This window comes from Nocardia sichangensis (genome assembly GCF_047200615.1).
GTDB classification, from domain to species: domain Bacteria; phylum Actinomycetota; class Actinomycetes; order Mycobacteriales; family Mycobacteriaceae; genus Nocardia; species Nocardia sichangensis.
On sequence record NZ_JBJZOK010000012.1, the window covers coordinates 139,951 to 156,381 of the forward strand.

A 16,431-nucleotide genomic window follows, 5' to 3' on the forward strand; every position below is an offset into this window, starting at 1 on the left:
CGGTACTTTCGGCCGTCAGCCGTGGCCGCGCAGTCGCAGAAGTCCGGCTGTCGTGGCGCGGAAACCGCAGGCATCGAAGTAGAAGGGCGCGAGGCGATCCTCGAAATCGACGTGCAACCAGGTGCAGCCCGCCGTCCTGGCGCCATACGCGGCCCTGGCGACGAGTTCGGTGCCGATGCCTCGATGCTGCCATTCGGACCGCACTTTCGGGTCGAGCAGGAACGCGTGGTCGCCGCCGTCCCACGCCACGTTGACGAAACCGGCAAGCGCGTTATCGCCGGTCCGGGCGGTGACCCAGCCGAGGCTGTGCCGCGCCGCGCGGTCCCACCATCCCGGGTCCGCGTCGCCGCCGTGCGATCTCGTCAAGTCGGCCAGTTCGCTGTCGGTCAGAGCGCCTCGCCATCGGTAGTCGATCTCCATACGCCGCGACGGTAGAAAGGTCGGCCGCCCGGGAGCCAGCGGTTTTCCGCCGAGGCCCTTCCTGTGTAGTGGCTGGGAGTCTGCCGTGGGCCCGCTCCGCACGGGTTCGCGCGCGAAACGGGTCGGTAAACTGCGAGGGGGATAGACAGGCGCGGGTGCGCCATTCGTTGCGCTGGGCGGATACAGGAGATTTCATGGCGACCAGTCGCGTCCGATCCGGAATCGTCGCGGGGTTCGCCCTGATCATGGCGGTGCTCGTGGCGGCGTGCTCGTCCTCGTCGGGGCCGGGGAAGACACCGGGTGCGGCGGGCCCAGCGCCCGCGCCGATCACGATCACGCCCTCCTCGGGCGCGGGCAATGTCGATCCGCTGGCGCCGGTGCAGGTGAGCACGGCCGACGGCCAGCTGGCCCGGGTCATCATGACCAACGAGCAGGGCAAGACGGTCGACGGGATCATGACGCCGGACAAGACGGCGTGGAAACCCACCGAGCCGCTCGGCTACGGCCGCACCTACACGGTGACCGCGGAGGGTTTGAGCATCACCGGCAGAACCGGCCCGACCACCTCGACCTTCTCCACGCTGACCCCCAACAACCAGACAAAGGTGTCACTGACCACCACGGGCGGCACGCCACTGTCCGACGGCGGCACGTTCGGCGTGGGCACCGTGGTGGTGGCGCACTTCGACGAGAACATTCCCGACCACGCCGCGGCGGAGAAGCACCTCGCGGTCACCACCGATCCGCCGGTGGAGGGCTCCTGGTACTGGCTGGACGACCGCAACGCGCACTGGCGTCCGAGGGAGTACTACGCGCCGGGCACCAAGGTCAGCGTGGCGGCGAACGTCTACGGCCAGGAACTCGGCCGCGGGCTCTACGGCCAGGAGGACACCAAGACCACGTTCACCATCGGCGCGGCGCACGTATCGATCGCCGATGACAACACCAAACAGGTCCAGGTCTTCGAGAACGGCAGGCTGATCCGCACCATGCCGACCTCGATGGGCAGGGGCGGCAGCGAGGTCGTCGGAGGCAAGACGATCACGTTCTGGACCCAGCCCGGGATCTACACGGTGATGGACAAGGCCAATCCGGTGATCATGGACTCCTCCACCTACGGACTGCCGATCAACTCCCGGCTCGGCTACAAGGAGGCCATCGGCTGGGCCACCCGGATCAGCACCGACGGCATCTATCTGCACCAGCTCGACTCCACCGTCTGGGCTCAGGGCAACACCGACGTCTCGCACGGCTGCCTCAACCTCAGCGGCGAGAACGCCCAGTGGTTCTTCAATTTCGCCGTCCCCGGTGACGTGGTGGAGATCCGCAACACGGGCGGCGCCCCGCTGGAGGTCTGGCAGAACGGTGACTGGGGTGTGCCCTGGGAGCAGTGGGTGCAGGGCAGCGCGCTCCACTAGAGCCGACACGCTGCCCGGTGTTGCCGATGGTGGGAAGCTGCACTACATTCCTGCACTCGCGAGACCACCCGGTCTCCCATCCCTGCGCGACGTTCCCGCGACGGCACCGCGTGGGACCCGCGTTGACGATCGGAGCCGGCTCGATGGCGATGCTGCTGTACTACCTACTCCTACCGCTGTACTTGGCCGAGGCGTTCGTCAACCAGCTGGATTGAGCGCGGAGCAAGTCCGGGTTCACGCATCCCTCAACCTGCTTGTTCGGCCCCGGGTGGCTGGTGGAAGCCGGGCCCGGCCTTGGGTTCCACATCGCGCGGATCGATCGGTTCGCGGCAGTGGTCGCAGACCAGCATGGGCGAGGTCTCGTGTCCGCAGGTGCGATGTTCCAGGACGATCGGCCTGCCCTCCGGCCCGGTCAGGTGGTTGTCGCCCCACACCATCATCGCGGTGACGATCGGATACAGTTCGCGGCCCGCTGCGGTGAGGTGATAGTCGACCCGGCCGCCGCCGTGGTCGGTGCGGGTGAAGATGCCCGCGTCGATCAGCATGCGCAGGCGGCTGGTGAGCAGGTTGCGGTTGGTGATGCCGATATTGCGCGCGAAATCGCTGAAGCGGTGCACCCCGAAGAACGCCTCGGCGATGAGCAGGATGGTCCACCGGTCGCCGAGTAGTTCGACGACGCGGGTGACCGAATCGTCGACCGGGCGCCGCAGTGTCATGGCGACATTTTCGCATCCCGCATCGGTATTGCTTTCCTACCGATGGTATCGGAATAATACCGAGCAAGACCGGTGCCCGCTCCGGGCCGGACAGCTGGGAGTGTCGATGACGACCACGAACCACCCGACCGACGACTACGTGCGCCTGCTCGACCCCGCCGTGCGGCCGGACCCGTACCCCGTCTTCGCGCGGCTGCGTGACTCCGGCGCGTTCCGGATCGGCACCGCTCCGGTCGTCGTGCTCACCCGCTACGCCGACTGCGCCGCCGTGCTGCGCGATCCGCGCGCGAGCGTCGACCGGTCGCTGGCCCGGTTGCAGCTGGGCTCGATGCCGATCCACGACGGCACGCGGGAAGACGGTGCGGCCCAAGCGAAACCCTCGTTCTTGTTCCTGGATCCGCCCGATCACACTCGCCTGCGCCGCCTGGTGTCCAAGGCGTTCACCCCGCGCGTCGTGCGGCAACTGGAGCCTCGGATCATCGAGATCGTCGACGACCTGCTCGACCAGCGCGCCCGCGCGGGGAGCTTCGACGCCGTCGATCACTTCGCCTATCCCCTGCCGGTGACCGTGATCTGCGAACTACTCGGCGTCCCGCTGGCGGACGAAGCCAAGCTCAGCGCCTGGTCCGCCCTGCTGTCCCGCACGCTCGACCCGACTTCTCGCGCGGCCGCCCAATTCCGCGCCGACCCGGCGGAGATCCAGCGCGCCGGAACCGAGTTGTACGCCTACTTCGAAGAACTCACCGACCGCCGCCGCCACACTCCCGGCCCCGATCTGCTGTCCGAACTCATCGCCGCCGAAGACGCCGGAGACGTGCTCACCCATGCGGAACTGATCTCGACCTGCGCGCTGCTGCTGGTCGCCGGACACGAGACGACGGTCAACCTGATCGCCAACGCGACCCTCGCCCTGCTGCGCAGGCCGGACGAATTCGCCGCCCTCCGCGCGGAACCGGACCGCGCGGCCGGCGTCGTCGAGGAGACGCTGCGCTTCGACCCGCCGGTCCAGTTGATCCCGCGCATCGCCGCCGACGATCTGACCATCGGAGGCACGGACATTCAGCGCGGCGATCTGGTTGTGCTGCTGATCGCCGCCGCGCACCGCGACCCCGCGATGTTCGGCGACCCCGACGGATTCGACCCGGCGCGCGAAAACCGCCATCTGGCCTTCGGCCTCGGGGCTCATTTCTGCGTCGGCGCTCCCCTGGCCCGCCTGGAGGCGCGGGTGGCGTTGACCCGGTTCGCGCAACGAGTCGAGTCACCGAGGCTGACGGTCGACCCGCCACCGTATCGGGAGCACGTCAATCTGCGCGGGCCCGCGCACCTGCCCATCGAGTTCACGGCGATCCGGCCCAGGTAGGTCAGCCGTCGTAGGAGACGTGTGGCGTCCATCCCTCGGCGGGGCGGGTGGCCGCCGCGTACAGCGCCCCGGCGACCCGGTCCCTGGTGAACGCTCCCTCGCCGAGAACGCCGTTGATCTGCACCGCGACCGCTCGGATGCCCTCGGGCGCGAGGGTGGCGTCCACACTGGTCACCAGGTTGCGCACCGCCGCCTTCTGGACACCGAGCGAAGCGGCCCGATGCCAGGGCTTGTCCGCTGCCGCGCTGCCGGTGACCAGCACGCGGGCGCCCTCGGACAGGAAGGGACGCGCCGCTTGCACGGCGGGCAGCAGCGCCCCGGCGCCCACGGTGAGGTCCTCGAGCAACTCGGCGACCGACAGCCGCAACGGATCGGCCTCACGGAAGACGCTGGGATTGAAGTGCAGCACGTCGATGCGGCCGTGCCGCTCACCCACCCCCGCGACGACTCGGGCCACGTCGGCGGGATCACGCAGATCCACGCCGATGCCCTCCGCGTCGAACCCCTGCTCCCGCAACTGTTGGGCCAGAGGCTCGGCGTCTTCGGGCAACCGGCAGGCCAGCACGGCGGTGAAGCCGTCGGCTGCGAACAGGCGGGCGACCGACAGCCCGACGCCGGGACCGGCGCCGAGCACGAGGAGCACGGGAGCGGTCATGCTTTCCCGCCTCGGGTCTCGCGCGTCCCGATCATTCGACGACGGCCTTGATCCGGTTGAGGGTCTCGCGCATTCCCTCGACGTTCGTCTTGCCGCGCGCCCACCCGGCCAGCAACCAATACAGCCGCAGCACCGGATTGCTGTGCAGCTGAAACGACTCGGTGACCTCGGTGCCGCCGTCCACCGGCCGGAAAACATAGCGCCACGTGTTGATCGGCATGCCCTGTGGTCCCAGCACGGTGAAGGCGAACTCGCGACCCGGCTCGCAGGCGACGATGCGGCACACCGTCGCGTATTTCAGTCCCCAGCCGTTGCGGTTGACATGGCCGCGGAACTTCACGCCGACCGCGGGCCCTGTCGCGCCGCCGAGCCATTCGGCGGCGAACGTCTCCGGACTGAATCGCCCGGTGTTCTCGATGTCGCTGACCAGTTCCCAGATCTTGTCGGCCGGGGCGGCCATCCGGACCGTGACGCTGTCGTGCATGCGCCGAACGCTAGCAGGCGGTCCGGACGCCGCTCCCGGCTCCGACCGGGCCGCGGCCAAGCGGGCCGCCCAGCCGTCCACGTCCGCCAGCCGCTGGCCCGGCCGCAGCACCCAGCAGGCGGCGAGCAGGTCATGACCGAAGTGCGCCAGTGCCGTGTGCTCCGGCCAGTATTCGCGGGTCCACTCCGGATCGTCGGTCGCCGAGTCGATGCCGCTGCGCACCACGCCGACCAACTCGAATTGCAGATGCTGGACCAGCACCCACGCTTCGGCGTCCATCGGCTTACGGCGCAGCCGGTCGAGCAGGGTACGCGCGGTGGTGCGCACCCGGTGTTCCAGCCGGCGAAAGGTGCGCCGGTGGCCGTGGGGTGCGACGCCGTGCAGCGCGAGCACGGCGACGGCGACACCGAGCAGTGTCTCCCACAACCGATCACGGAGCACGGGTGCGATCGGCCCGCCCGTCGTGGCGACTCCACCCGCGATCAGGGCGACCGGCGTGATGAAGACGACGGCCAGCGCGTAATTGCGCGGCACGAACAGTTCGATGCAGAACTGCAGCGCGGCGACCAGCGCGATCAGCGCGTAACCGGTCGGCCCCAGCTGGTAGATGAGCGCGAACAGACCGAGGCCCGCGATGGTGCCGACGAACCTGTGGATGGCCCGCACCTGTCCGCGCACTCGATCCGGTCCGGTCTGCAAGACGATCAGGGCGCTGAGCACCGCCCAGTGCGGCCGCTCCAGACCGAGCAGCGCGCTCAGCGCACCCGCGCCAAGGCAGCCCACGGCGACGCGCATCGCGCTGATCGCCGCGTGCGAGGAGAACGACAGGGAACGCTCCAGCCGGAACCCGATGCCCGGGCGGGCGAACGAGACCAACGGATCGACCAGCAGATCGTCGGTGTCGTCGTCGGGGGCGTGCCCGGCGAGGTTGCGCCGCGCCTCCTGCAAGGTCGCCAGCAGCTCGGCTTCCCCTGGGTCCGAGGGCAGGCCCGCGTCGTAGACCGCGGCCCACGCGTCCGCCATCGCGGATCCCGCCCGGTGGCGCAGGTCGATAGCGGGCGTTCCGGCCTCCCGCGCCGCGACATAGGCGTCGACCGCCCGGACCGCCGCGCCGACCGCCACCCGTTCGGGCTTGCGGCGATCTCGCAGCACCCCGGCCATCGAGACGACGATCGACGCGACGACACCGCAGGCCGTGCAGAACAACAATGTCAGCACGGAGGTCCCGACCTCGGCGGCTCTCATCGCGCCCGCGCAGACGAGCGCGAAGAACAGCGCACCGGGCGGACCGAGCCGCAGCGCATCGATGACGAACACGGCCACGACCGCGATCGCCGACACCACGACGACCATGAGCAGCGATGACCCGAACCCGGTGTCCAGCAGACTGCCGACCACCGCACCGACACCGCAGGCGGCCAGCAGCGCCGAGCCCGCGGCGAGGACCACCCGGCCGCGCACCCGGAACGGCCGCCCTTCGCCGTAGAGCACGGCGAAGGCGCCGAACATGACGAACACCGCCGCATCCGGATGGCCGAGACCGGTGATGATCGTGGCGGGAGCGGCAAACGCGAGCGCGGCACGCAACGCCACGCTCCACCGTCGGCCCGCGGGCGGCAAAGCGAACAACAGCGAGCCGACTCGGCCCTTCGGTGGCACCGGATCCGGGTATGTCGCGGCCACCTGCTGTCCTTTCTGTTCTGGACGATCTACCTGCTGGACACATTAGATTCGGGTCATGACCGCCGACGCTCATCTTCCGCTACCCTCGCGCGTCCACGCCTTCGCCGACGACGCACTCGGTGATCACGACGCCGTCGCCCTGGCCACACTGGTGCGCGACGGTGCGGTGTCGCCGCGCGAACTCGCCGCCGCCGCGGTGGCGCGCGCCGAGCGGGTGGAACAGCTGGCGGCCGTCGCCTACCGGAGCTACGCGGAGCCGCTGCTGCCCGCCGAGCGGACCGGCGCCTTCTACGGCGTGCCCAGTTTCGTCAAGGACAACACGGACGTCGCGGGCATGCCGACCAATCAGGGCACGGCCGCGTTCCGCGCGCGGCCGGCCCGCGCGCACAGCGGCTACACCCGGCAGTTCCTCAGCACCGGCCTCACCGTGCTCGGCAAGAGCGCCATGCCCGAATTCGGCTTCAACGCCAGCAGCGAGACCCCGCATCTCGCGCCCACGCGCAACCCGTGGCACACCGGCCATTCCGTGGGCGGCTCGTCGGGCGGGGCGGCCGCGCTGGTGGCGGCGGGTGTCGTCCCGATCGCGCACGGCAACGACGGCGGCGGTTCGATCCGGATTCCGGCGGCGTGCGCGGGGCTGGTCGGCTTGAAGCCGACGCGGGGGCGGCACGTGGTGTCCGGGCTGGCCCGCACGCTGCCGGTCGACATCGTCAGCGAAGGTGTGCTGACCAGGACGGTGCGCGATACGGCCGCGTACGCCGCTGCGGCCGAACAGTATTGGCGCAATCCCGCGCTCCGGCCGATCGGCCGCGTCGACGGTCCCCCGACCCGGCGCATGCGGGTAGCGCTGGTGCTCGACAATCTCGCGGGGCCGCTGGCCGCCGGGCCCACCCGGGCGGCCGTCGAAAATGTCGCGCGCACACTCGAATCAGCCGGCCATTCGGTCGAGCCGGTGCCGCTGCCGTTCGACGCCGCGATCGAGAGCGCCTTCCTGCACTATTGGGGCCTGCTCGCGGCCGCGATCACCACGACGGGCCGGTTCCTCGACCGCCGGTTCGACGCGCGCCGCGTGGACGACCTGACCGTGGGCCTGCGCGCCTTGTTCCTGCGCCGGGCACTGCACGCCCCGCTCACGCTCTACCGGCTCCGCGCGGCGGCGGCCACCTACGAGCGGGCGCTCGGACCCTACGACGCGGTGCTGCTCCCCACGCTCGGTCACACCACGCCGGAGCTCGGCTATCTCAGCCCGACCGTGCCATTCGACGAACTCATCGAGCGGTTGCGCGCCTACGTCTGCTTCACGCCGATCAACAACATCACGGGAACGCCGGCGATCACGGTTCCGGCGGGCCTGACCGACGCGGGACTGCCGATCGGCGTACAGTTCGCCGCCACCCGCGGCAACGAGCGCACCCTGCTGGAGCTGGCCTACCTGATCGAGGCCGAACGACCGTTCCCCCGCCTGGATCGCTGAGCCATCCGATGTTCGCGTCGTCCGTGCGCGTGGCGGTCGGTGGGTCAGACGACATTCGCCGCGGACGACGGACGGTCGCGGTGCACCGGGCCGTGGGCGTCGTCGCAGTGGTCCTCCAGCACCGGCAGCAGGCGCTGCGCGTCCACCGCGGGCGAGGAGGCGACGGCATGGGAGTGGTCGACCTGCAACGTGGTGTGGGTGATGCCGTAGTCGTGGTCGAGCAGGTGCTCGATCCGCTGGCGCAGGCCGTGGCAGTCGGCGCCCGGCCGGACCAGCACATGCGCCGACAGCGCGATGTCACCGGAGGTGATCTGCCAGACGTGCAGATCGTGCACCTCGTCGACGCCGTCGATGCCCACCAGCCCGCGCCCCAACGCGTCCGGATCGACGCCCGCGGGAGCGGCCTCCAGGAAGATCCGGCCGGATTCGCGTACCAGCCCGAGCCCCGCCTTGACCATCAGCGCGACGACGATGAGCGTGGCGATAGCGTCCGCCCTGGCGAAGCCGGTGGTCAGCACGACGAGGCCGGCCACGGCGGTGGCGATGAACCCGTACAGGTCGTTGAGCACATGCTGGAAGGCGCCTTCCACGTTGAGGCTGGCGCGGTTGGCCTTGCTGATCGCCCAGGTGGCCGCGATGTTGACCACCACACCGGCCAGCGCGGTCGCCAGCACGAGCCCGCCGGTTACCTCGGGCGGCTCCAGCAGGCGGCGCACGGCCTCGTAGGTGAGCCAGCCCGCCAGCACGAGCAGCGTGACGCCGTTGGCCTGCGCCGAGAGGATCTCGGCGCGTTTGTAGCCATAGGTGTACTTGCCGTTCGCCGGACGCGCCGCGAGCCGGATCGCGACGAGCGCGAGGACAATGGACGCGGCGTCGGTGAGCATGTGCGCCGCGTCGGACAGCAGGGCCAGCGAGTTGGCCAGCAGACCGATCACGACCTCGACCGACATGAAGCCGACGATGAGGGCGAGCGCGATGGTCAGCCACCGGCGATCGGCCTGACCGGAGAGCGCGTGCCCGTGCGCGTGACCGTGTTCGTGTCCCATCGACCCAGCCCTTCCCACATCTGATGTATGCGCATATCTGCATCTGTTCCGCCAGCTTAACCCACCACCAGCGGCGGGCGACAGAGCAGCCGAGTGAGCTGGATCACGTCGCGGAGGTAATCGACGGAACGCCTCACCCGACCAGGGCGTGCACCAACGCATAAGTCGACACAGTGGCGATCAACCCCGCGGAGACGCTGACGACCACGTTCATCGCCGCGTAGAAATACGCGGCCCGCTCGGCCAGTCGCACGGTTTCGTAGCTGAACGTGCTGTACGTGGTCAGCGCTCCGCAGAACCCGGTGCCGAGCAGCAGGAAAAGCGGCGAGGACAGCGCCGATCCCGCTCCGCTGAGGGCGCCGAGGACGAGACACCCGATCAGGTTGACCACGAAGGTGCCCCACGGGAACAGGCTGTCGCGGCGATCCTGCACCACGCGATCGATGAGATACCGCAGCGGTGCGCCGATCGCGCCGCCCACCAGGACCAGCAACACCGTCATCGAGCCGCCTTTCGCGCGCGTCGCAGACGTTCGTATCCCGCCCTGGTGAGCCACATGGCGGCGAGGGTCGCCGACAGGGCGCAGATCAGCGTGCCCGCGAGGTAACCGGCCGCGACGACGATCGTGCCGGACCGCAGTAGGGCGCGGATCTCGTTGACGTAGGTGGAGAAGGTGGTGAACCCGCCCAGCACACCCACTCCGAGAAAGGGACGCAGCAACCGATGAGCAGCCCAGATCTCGGTTACCGCGACCATGAGCACTCCGATCGCGAAACAGCCCGCGACATTCGTGATGAAGGTGGCCAGCGGAAAGTGCCCGGGGCGAGCGGGCAACCCCTGCGCCAGGCCGTAGCGGGCGAGCGCGCCGAGCGCCCCGCCGAAGGCGACGACGACCGATACCGGGCCGTGGGTACGCCAGAATTCCCACCGGCGAGCGCGGCCGGCCGCGCGATCGGCGATGCCGGTCGGTTCCTCGGTCAGTTCACCCGCCACGCAGAACTTCTACCCGACCGTCCGCGGCGGCGCCACCGCCGGGCACCACTGCCGCCGCACTCACCGGCGCTCGGCCCCTGCGTCGCCGTCGTGCGCGACGAGAACCGAGCAACCGACGTGCCGGGCGGCCTTCTCCGCGGTGCTGCCCATGAACCGTCCCCAGATGCCCGAGTGCCCGGTGCGCCCAAGCACCAGCAGGTCGGCATCGTGATCGGCGGCGGCCGTGGCCAGTTCGCGCGCGGCCTGACCCGCCCGCACCTCGGCCCGCACCGCTATGCCGTGCTGTTCGGCGGTCTCGGCCGCCGTGGTGAGCCAGCGGCGGCAGGTGACCTCGCCGATCGAGCGTTCGTCCTCGATCTCGCCGACCACCGGTCCGTAGTGCGGCAGGTACTCCTCGACCGCGACTACCGTGAGCGTGGCGTGGTGCACCGTCGCCAACTCGAGCGCCATCGTCAAGGCGGCCCTGGCGCCGGGTGAATCGTCGTAACCCACCACGATCCGCTGGAACACCTCTCCATTGTGAGCCCTCGGCTGGGTCAGAGCCAGCGTTCCAGCAACACCGCGGCAATCACGCCGTGGCCGTGGAGCGATCGGACGCGAGCACTTCGGCGGTCGCGCGCTCGCCCGAGCGGATCGCTCCCTCGATGTAGCCCGACCACTCCGTCGCGGTTTCGCTTCCGGCCCAGTGGATCGCACCGACCGGGTCGCGCAGCGCGGAGCCCGCGGTGGTCAGGACACCCGGGGGGAAGAAGGCCCCGTAGCCGCCGCGCGTGTACGGATCGTCCGCCCATACCTTCTCGTGCCACTCGATCGGCTCGCGGGCGGCGTGCCCGAAGGCTCGGACGAGCGAACCGATGATCATGGCGCGACGCTCGGCCGGGGGCAGGGCGGCGAGCCGCTGAGCGGCCCGGCCGGGCACCAGCGCGCCGAGTACGCCAGGACCGCCGGGCCGGGTCGCGTCGAAGGTGACCGGCACCGGATCGTGCAGGTTCAGCGATTGGCCGGTGAGCAGGTCGTCCCGCCAGAACGGCCGCTCGTAGACGGCGAACGCTTTCAGCACCGAGCCCATCGGCATGCGCTGGGTCAATTGGTCGCGCGCGGCGGGCAGCGGCGGATCGTAGGCGATACGTCCGGCGAGGGTGGGCGGCACCGCCACGATCACGTGCTCGGCGTGCACGTCACCGGAGTCGGCACTCACCACAACGCCATGCGCTCGCCTGCGGATACGCGTCACCGGCACACCGAGACGCACCGCGTCCCCCAGTTCGGCGGCGACGGCCAGCGCGGGCCCGTCGGCGCCGTCGACGAACAGGCGGTTCACCGTCTCGGCGGCGACCCCGGCCTCGACGCCGCCCGCCGAACGGATCGTGGTGAGCAGACCGAGCATCGAGATGCTGCCGACGTCAACGCACAACTCCTCGCCGATCATCACCTCGGCCAGGTTCCGCGCCCGCCGCTCCGGCAGATTCCGGCGCAACCAGGTGGCCGCCGTCATCGCGTCCAGCCGATCGGCGCCCGGCGCGGCCCATGGCCGCGTGAGATCCACCCGTGCGGCCATCCGTTCCAGCCGCCACATCGCCTGGGCGAGCACGACGAGGACGAACGTCGGAAGCGGTGGGCGGGCTCCGGTGAAGCGCCGCCGGACCACGCCCTCGACCAGCAGGTCGACTCCTTCCGGCGGTGGGTACGTCGCGGCCCCGTACTCTTCGGCCAGCGCGGCGAATCGCGTGTGCGCGCCCGAGATCCACTGGCCGCCGAGGTCGACGGCCCATCCGGCGCCGACCCGCGCGGTCCGGGTGCGACCGCCGACGCGATCGCTCGCCTCCAGGACGACGACATCCCGGCCTACCGCTCGCAATGCCCGCGCCGCGCACAGCCCGGCATATCCCGCACCGACGACAACGACGTCCGTACGGTCCATGGTGGCCTCCCGTCGCCGCACCGAAACTCGACAACCACTGTTGATCACCCGTCGCCGTTCCGCAACCGATTCGCCGCTCATCGACCGGGCCCCGACGCGCCCGACTCCCCGCCGCCCGGCGCGGTCCGACTGCACGCGAGACCGACCGGCGGTTCGGTGTCATCGACGGCTGACATCTCGGGCTCGCCGAGGCGGGACGCGCCACTCGGCCGAAGCCGTGGGAATCGCGGTGTTCGCCGCATCGCCACCCGAACCCGCTGCGCCGGTTGGCCTACGGCGGCCGCCGCCTAGCGAGTCAGCGTGGCGAGGGCGGCGATGGCGGCCTCTTGAAAGATCGCCGTCAGCGTGCGCGGTCGCGCCGTGACACGTCCGCGCACCCATTGCCTGCAGTACTCCTGCGCCGGTCCGGCGCAGATCGCATGGGCCACCGGATAGCCGCCGCCACCCGGTTCCGCGGTTCCGAGCAACTCTCGATACCGGCGTGCCAGCGCATCGAAGAAGACCCGATTGTGCTGGGCGAGTTCGGGTTCCGCGAATCCGGTCACCTCGTCCGGCAAGGTGGCGAACAGGAACCGGGCCAGGTCGCGATGGTCTTCCACCCAGCCGAGGTGGGCCGCGAGCATCGCGCGGATCGCTTGCTCGGCGCCGACATCCGGCGCATCGAGGCACGCCAGCATGGTCCGCTGGTAGTCGAGCATCCCGGAGACATAGACCGCGGCGGCCAATTCGGCTTTCGAACCGAACGCGTGGAACATGCTGCCGCTGGACAAACCGAGCCGATCCCGCACACCGGCCACCGTGAACGACGCATACCCCTTGGCCAGGAGCTGTTCCGTGGCTTCGGCCAGAATGCGCTCGCGGGTGCGCACGGCGAGCTACCCGCCGAACTCGGCATCGATGCCGGAACGGACCGCGGCGAGCACCTGAGCGCGCACACGCAGCTTCGTACCCGTGTGCGCCGCGAAGTCGATTCCGGTCAACCGGTGCGCTTCGGCCGTCGCGCGCGTGCGCAGGTCGTCGGCATCGGTGGTGAGCACGTCGAGAAAGCCCAGTTCTCTGGCTTCTTCGGGCGCGACCAGGATCCCGGTGTTCGCCGCCCGGTCGAAGCCAGGCGCGGTGAGCCGGTGCCGCGCCAGCTCCACACCGTAGTGCGGAATGGTCAGCCCGATCGCGACCTCGTTGAGACCCAGCTTGAAATCCCCCGCTACGCCGAACCGTACGTCCGTGGCCAGCAGCGTGAACGCGCCTTGGGCGATGGCATGCCCAGGGCATGCCGCCACGACGGGATACGGGAAGCCGAGCAGCCGGTGCACCAGGTTGCCGCCGGCACGCAAGGTGCGGCGGATGTCGTCGGCGGATCGGGAGAACGTCGCCAGGTCGTAGCCGGCGGAGAAAACGCGCGCGCGGCCGGTCAACAGGACGACCGCCCGGTCCGCCTCGGCCCGGTCCAGGGCGGCGGCGATGGCGCCGAGCATGTCCTCGGACATCACATTCGCCTTGCCGTCGTCCAGCGTGATCGTGGCGACGCCGCCGTCCAGCCGGTAGGTGACGAGTTCGGTCATGGCAGCCTCCTCTAGAGCAGAACTCTAGAGTATCACTCTAGTGGCCGCTGGCTAACCGCGAGCTGCGGGGTCGGACGACCGGACCCGAACAAGGTGTCGTTGTGACAACGACGCGAAACAGCGGCCAACGGTCGCCCGATACAGGAAACACACGATGCTGTCGAAAAAGCCTGGCGCGTCCGGGCTTCGGGCTAGCCTCTGGACAGGCTCAGGTGAAGGAAGCGACATGACCGCAGCAACCGTCATCCGCCCGCTGGCGCCGAGCGAGGCGATCTTCGCCAACAGCGAAGTACTCGTCGGCTACTCGATTCGGGTCGCGGGTCGGTTGGATCTCGCCGCGCTGTCGGCGGCGTTCGAAGCCGTGGTTCGCTCCCGCCCCATCCTCGGCGCCCACCTCGAGCCGGACGGCCGCGGCGGCCACCTGCTGCTCGAATCCCACGGCGCCACACCGGAGCTGACGGTCGCCGCGGGCGATCCCGAGCGGTTGCTCACCGGAGCCAGGCTGGACCAGCGCAGGGCGCTCTCCTCGCTGTGCGTGGTGCGGGACGGCGATACCGCCGGAATCACGTTGGTGACCCACCACAGCGTCGCGGATGCCTATCATTCGCTGGCCGTGTTCGGCGAGCTGTGGTCGTGCTACACCGACCGCACCGAGAGGCGATCCGCCGAACTGCCGCCGCACGGCTTCCCGCGGTCGGTGGAGGACCTGCTGCGCGAGCGCGGCGTGCGGAAGATCGACACACCGGTCATGCCGCACCGCCCGGTGGGCGTCGCTCGGAGCTACTCCGGCCCGGACGATCCCGATTACCTCGTCCCGCGCACCGCGCGCTGCAGACTGACCCGACAGCAGACCACCGCGCTGATCGAACTCGGGCACCGGGAGCACACCACGATCAACGGCCTCGCCTCGGCCGCGATCCTGCTCACCGAGGCCGAGCTGCGCGGATTGCCGCTGACCGAGCTGGCCTACACCTACTCGGTCGACCTGCGTACCCGGGTGTCCCCGCCGATCGGGATGACCGAAGGCACCAACGTGCTCGGCTTCGCGAATTTCATCCCCGCGCCGCGGACCGGCACGACACTGGTCGAACTGGCCCGCGGCATCAGCGACACGCTGCGCGCCGGCCTGGACACCGGCATCGTGCAGCAGACCCCACTGCACATACCCGAGATCGCCGCCGGTCCCCCGCCGCGCGCACCGGGAATCGTGCTGGCCACCAATTGGGGACGAGTGCGCAGGCCTAAGGTGCCGGACGAGTTGCGGATCACCGACTTCCGCTCGATCATGCTCGGCAAGCCCGACAAGACCGGGCACCGGCTCCAGCAGCCGAGCGGCACCATCATCATCAGCACCTTCGACGACCGGCTGAGCATAGAGATCCACCACCCCGAGGAAACCACCGAGGAACAGCGGGTGCGGGTACGACTGCTCACCACCCACCTGTCGGAGTTCAGCGCGGCGGGCGCCGCCTGAACCCGTCAAGCGCGCGCGGCCTGCTTGCGGGACAAGGTCTGCAACGGATCGGTGAGCACGTCGGTGAAGGCCAGTTCCGCGGCTCCGATCAAGGTCGCGTCGCCCGCCAGCGCGCTGGTGCGCAACCTGACCCGCTCGCGGACGGCTTGCAGGCCGTTCACCGCGACGCGGCTGCGCACCTGGGCGGCCGAGGCCAGATAGATCTCCCGCAGCACGCCACCGAACACCACCATCGACGGATTGAAGATGTTCACCAGATTGGCGACGCCGTAGCCGAGCCATTCACCGACCTGGTGCAGCGCGTCGCGGGCCACCGCGTCGCCACGGGCGGCGGACTCGACGATCGCGTCGACCGCCGCCTGTCCCGCCGGATCGGTCCGTCCCGCCGCGGCGATCAACCCGAGTTCACCCGCTTCGGCCTCGAGGCAGCCGCGGGAACCGCAGGCGCACGGCCGCCCACCGGGATTCACGATCATGTGCCCGACTTCCCCGCCGTAACCGCCTTCCCCGCCGAGCAATTCGCCGTTCACGATGATGCCGCCGCCGATGCCGACATCACCGTGCAGGTAGATCAGGTTCGCCAAGCCCTCGCCCACACCGCGTTCGCGTTCGGCCAGCGCGCCGAGGTTGGCGTTGTTGCCGACCGCGACGCGGAGGCCGAGTGCGAGTTCTCGCGTCAGCTCGGCGCCGAACGCGACGTCCACCCAGCCGAGATTCGGCCCGTACCGCACGACGCCGTCCGCCTCGCGGACCATGCCGCAGAACGCGACTCCGACGCCGACGCACCGAGCGTCCGGCGCGGCCGCCGCGATCATCTCCCGCGCCATCGCCGCGAGCGCGGCGATCACGTCGTCCGGGTCGAACGCGCCGCCGGGACGGGCGGTCGCGGTGCGCTCGAGCACCGACCCGCCCAGCCCGACGCGTGCGGCGGCGAGCCGGTCCGCGCCGACGTCCAGCGCGACGACGTAGACCCGCTCGGCCTGCGGACGCACCACCAGCGACGGCCTGCCCGCCCGTCCGGTCTGGCCCGGCAATTCCTCGCTGACCAGGCCTGCCGCCGCCAGATCCGTGGTGAGCGCGAGAATCGTGCTGCGATTCAATCCCATTCGCTCGGCGAGCGCGGCACGCGACACCGCCCCGTCACGGTGGACGTGCCGCAGCAGCGCGGCGAGGTTGCGCGTGCGGATCTCATCGGGCGAAGGTGCTGCTCGCATTCACCGGGCTT

General features: G+C 70.2%; 16 protein-coding genes and 1 pseudogene. 4 read left to right on the forward strand and 13 right to left on the reverse strand.

Annotated features, from left to right (window positions below):
• Nucleotides 1-15: 15 nt before the first annotated feature.
• On the reverse strand, nucleotides 16-420 hold the full coding sequence (locus ACL03I_RS18835; protein WP_412806571.1) for a GNAT family N-acetyltransferase: 405 nt from the start codon (nucleotides 418-420) through the stop codon (nucleotides 16-18).
• A 194-nt stretch (nucleotides 421-614) separates the two neighbouring features.
• Here ACL03I_RS18835 and ACL03I_RS18840 point away from each other — a divergent pair, with 194 nt between their 5' ends.
• Nucleotides 615-1,838, forward strand: a complete 1,224-nt coding sequence (locus tag ACL03I_RS18840) for a L,D-transpeptidase (protein WP_412806572.1) — start codon at nucleotides 615-617, stop codon at nucleotides 1,836-1,838.
• A gap of 245 nt (nucleotides 1,839-2,083) precedes the next feature.
• On the opposite strand, the gene ACL03I_RS18845 is transcribed toward ACL03I_RS18840, so the two are convergent.
• A complete protein-coding gene (locus ACL03I_RS18845) occupies nucleotides 2,084-2,554 on the reverse strand; it encodes a winged helix-turn-helix transcriptional regulator (RefSeq protein WP_356966983.1) in 471 nt (156 codons plus the stop codon).
• 106 nt (nucleotides 2,555-2,660) lie between these two features.
• On the opposite strand from ACL03I_RS18845, the gene ACL03I_RS18850 reads away from it, so the two are divergent.
• Entirely contained in the window at nucleotides 2,661-3,914 is a 1,254-nt protein-coding gene (locus tag ACL03I_RS18850) for a cytochrome P450 (RefSeq protein WP_412806573.1), read from the forward strand.
• 1 nt (nucleotide 3,915) lies between these two features.
• Here the strand turns inward: ACL03I_RS18850 and ACL03I_RS18855 are convergent, their stop codons facing one another.
• From ACL03I_RS18855 to ACL03I_RS18865, 3 genes and pseudogenes are all read right to left on the reverse strand, one after another.
• Nucleotides 3,916-4,569 (reverse strand): SDR family oxidoreductase, encoded by a 654-nt coding sequence (locus ACL03I_RS18855; protein WP_355075703.1) that lies wholly within the window; start codon nucleotides 4,567-4,569, stop codon nucleotides 3,916-3,918.
• Nucleotides 4,570-4,600: 31 nt separating this feature from the next.
• On the reverse strand, nucleotides 4,601-5,053 hold the full coding sequence (locus ACL03I_RS18860; RefSeq protein ID WP_355075977.1) for an SRPBCC family protein: 453 nt from the start codon (nucleotides 5,051-5,053) through the stop codon (nucleotides 4,601-4,603).
• Between the two features lie 399 nt (nucleotides 5,054-5,452).
• Nucleotides 5,453-6,562: pseudogene (locus tag ACL03I_RS18865) on the reverse strand (FUSC family protein); the annotation flags it as partial.
• A 229-nt stretch (nucleotides 6,563-6,791) separates the two neighbouring features.
• On the opposite strand from ACL03I_RS18865, the gene ACL03I_RS18870 reads away from it, so the two are divergent.
• Nucleotides 6,792-8,210 carry an amidase gene (locus tag ACL03I_RS18870; RefSeq protein ID WP_356966977.1) on the forward strand — a complete coding sequence of 473 codons (1,419 nt, stop codon included), beginning with the start codon at nucleotides 6,792-6,794 and terminating at the stop codon, nucleotides 8,208-8,210.
• Nucleotides 8,211-8,254: 44 nt separating this feature from the next.
• Here the strand turns inward: ACL03I_RS18870 and ACL03I_RS18875 are convergent, their stop codons facing one another.
• The 7 genes from ACL03I_RS18875 to ACL03I_RS18905 form a co-directional block, all read right to left on the reverse strand.
• Nucleotides 8,255-9,256, reverse strand: a complete 1,002-nt coding sequence (locus ACL03I_RS18875; protein ID WP_356966975.1) for a cation diffusion facilitator family transporter — start codon at nucleotides 9,254-9,256, stop codon at nucleotides 8,255-8,257.
• Nucleotides 9,257-9,389: 133 nt separating this feature from the next.
• Complete coding sequence (gene crcB / locus ACL03I_RS18880) at nucleotides 9,390-9,758, reverse strand: fluoride efflux transporter CrcB (RefSeq protein ID WP_355075697.1); 369 nt, start codon at nucleotides 9,756-9,758, stop codon at nucleotides 9,390-9,392.
• Complete coding sequence (locus ACL03I_RS18885; RefSeq protein WP_412806574.1) at nucleotides 9,755-10,249, reverse strand: fluoride efflux transporter FluC; 495 nt, start codon at nucleotides 10,247-10,249, stop codon at nucleotides 9,755-9,757. The genes crcB and ACL03I_RS18885 overlap by 4 nt, the downstream gene beginning before the upstream one ends.
• A 60-nt stretch (nucleotides 10,250-10,309) precedes the next feature.
• Nucleotides 10,310-10,759, reverse strand: coding sequence for a universal stress protein (locus ACL03I_RS18890; protein WP_355075693.1), 450 nt, complete (start codon nucleotides 10,757-10,759; stop codon nucleotides 10,310-10,312).
• Nucleotides 10,760-10,817: 58 nt separating this feature from the next.
• Nucleotides 10,818-12,170: a flavin monoamine oxidase family protein gene (locus ACL03I_RS18895; protein WP_412806575.1), complete on the reverse strand. Its 1,353-nt coding sequence runs from the start codon at nucleotides 12,168-12,170 to the stop codon at nucleotides 10,818-10,820.
• A 287-nt stretch (nucleotides 12,171-12,457) separates the two neighbouring features.
• A complete protein-coding gene (locus ACL03I_RS18900; RefSeq protein WP_364430029.1) occupies nucleotides 12,458-13,039 on the reverse strand; it encodes a TetR/AcrR family transcriptional regulator in 582 nt (193 codons plus the stop codon).
• A gap of 6 nt (nucleotides 13,040-13,045) precedes the next feature.
• The gene (locus ACL03I_RS18905) at nucleotides 13,046-13,732 is read right to left on the reverse strand and encodes a crotonase/enoyl-CoA hydratase family protein (RefSeq protein WP_412806576.1); all 687 of its coding nucleotides are present in this window, start codon (nucleotides 13,730-13,732) and stop codon (nucleotides 13,046-13,048) included.
• A 226-nt stretch (nucleotides 13,733-13,958) separates the two neighbouring features.
• Between ACL03I_RS18905 and ACL03I_RS18910 the strand changes: the two genes are divergently transcribed.
• Nucleotides 13,959-15,206 (forward strand): phthiocerol/phthiodiolone dimycocerosyl transferase family protein, encoded by a 1,248-nt coding sequence (locus ACL03I_RS18910; RefSeq protein ID WP_412806577.1) that lies wholly within the window; start codon nucleotides 13,959-13,961, stop codon nucleotides 15,204-15,206.
• 5 nt (nucleotides 15,207-15,211) lie between these two features.
• On the opposite strand, the gene ACL03I_RS18915 is transcribed toward ACL03I_RS18910, so the two are convergent.
• A complete protein-coding gene (locus tag ACL03I_RS18915; RefSeq protein ID WP_355075683.1) occupies nucleotides 15,212-16,420 on the reverse strand; it encodes an ROK family transcriptional regulator in 1,209 nt (402 codons plus the stop codon).
• Nucleotides 16,421-16,431 lie beyond the last annotated feature (11 nt).

Excerpts from the sequence above, each read along its gene's own strand:
- ACL03I_RS18835 (WP_412806571.1), bottom strand. The coding sequence starts at position 420 with ATGGAGATCGACTACCGATGGCGAGGCGCTCTGACCGACAGCGAACTG.
- ACL03I_RS18840 (WP_412806572.1), top strand. The coding sequence starts at position 615 with ATGGCGACCAGTCGCGTCCGATCCGGAATCGTCGCGGGGTTCGCCCTG.
- ACL03I_RS18845 (WP_356966983.1), bottom strand. The coding sequence starts at position 2,554 with ATGACACTGCGGCGCCCGGTCGACGATTCGGTCACCCGCGTCGTCGAA.
- ACL03I_RS18850 (WP_412806573.1), top strand. The coding sequence starts at position 2,661 with ATGACGACCACGAACCACCCGACCGACGACTACGTGCGCCTGCTCGAC.
- ACL03I_RS18855 (WP_355075703.1), bottom strand. The coding sequence starts at position 4,569 with ATGACCGCTCCCGTGCTCCTCGTGCTCGGCGCCGGTCCCGGCGTCGGG.
- ACL03I_RS18860 (WP_355075977.1), bottom strand. The coding sequence starts at position 5,053 with ATGCACGACAGCGTCACGGTCCGGATGGCCGCCCCGGCCGACAAGATC.
- ACL03I_RS18870 (WP_356966977.1), top strand. The coding sequence starts at position 6,792 with ATGACCGCCGACGCTCATCTTCCGCTACCCTCGCGCGTCCACGCCTTC.
- ACL03I_RS18875 (WP_356966975.1), bottom strand. The coding sequence starts at position 9,256 with ATGGGACACGAACACGGTCACGCGCACGGGCACGCGCTCTCCGGTCAG.
- crcB (WP_355075697.1), bottom strand. The coding sequence starts at position 9,758 with ATGACGGTGTTGCTGGTCCTGGTGGGCGGCGCGATCGGCGCACCGCTG.
- ACL03I_RS18895 (WP_412806575.1), bottom strand. The coding sequence starts at position 12,170 with ATGGACCGTACGGACGTCGTTGTCGTCGGTGCGGGATATGCCGGGCTG.
- ACL03I_RS18905 (WP_412806576.1), bottom strand. The coding sequence starts at position 13,732 with ATGACCGAACTCGTCACCTACCGGCTGGACGGCGGCGTCGCCACGATC.
- ACL03I_RS18910 (WP_412806577.1), top strand. The coding sequence starts at position 13,959 with ATGACCGCAGCAACCGTCATCCGCCCGCTGGCGCCGAGCGAGGCGATC.
- ACL03I_RS18915 (WP_355075683.1), bottom strand. The coding sequence starts at position 16,420 with ATGCGAGCAGCACCTTCGCCCGATGAGATCCGCACGCGCAACCTCGCC.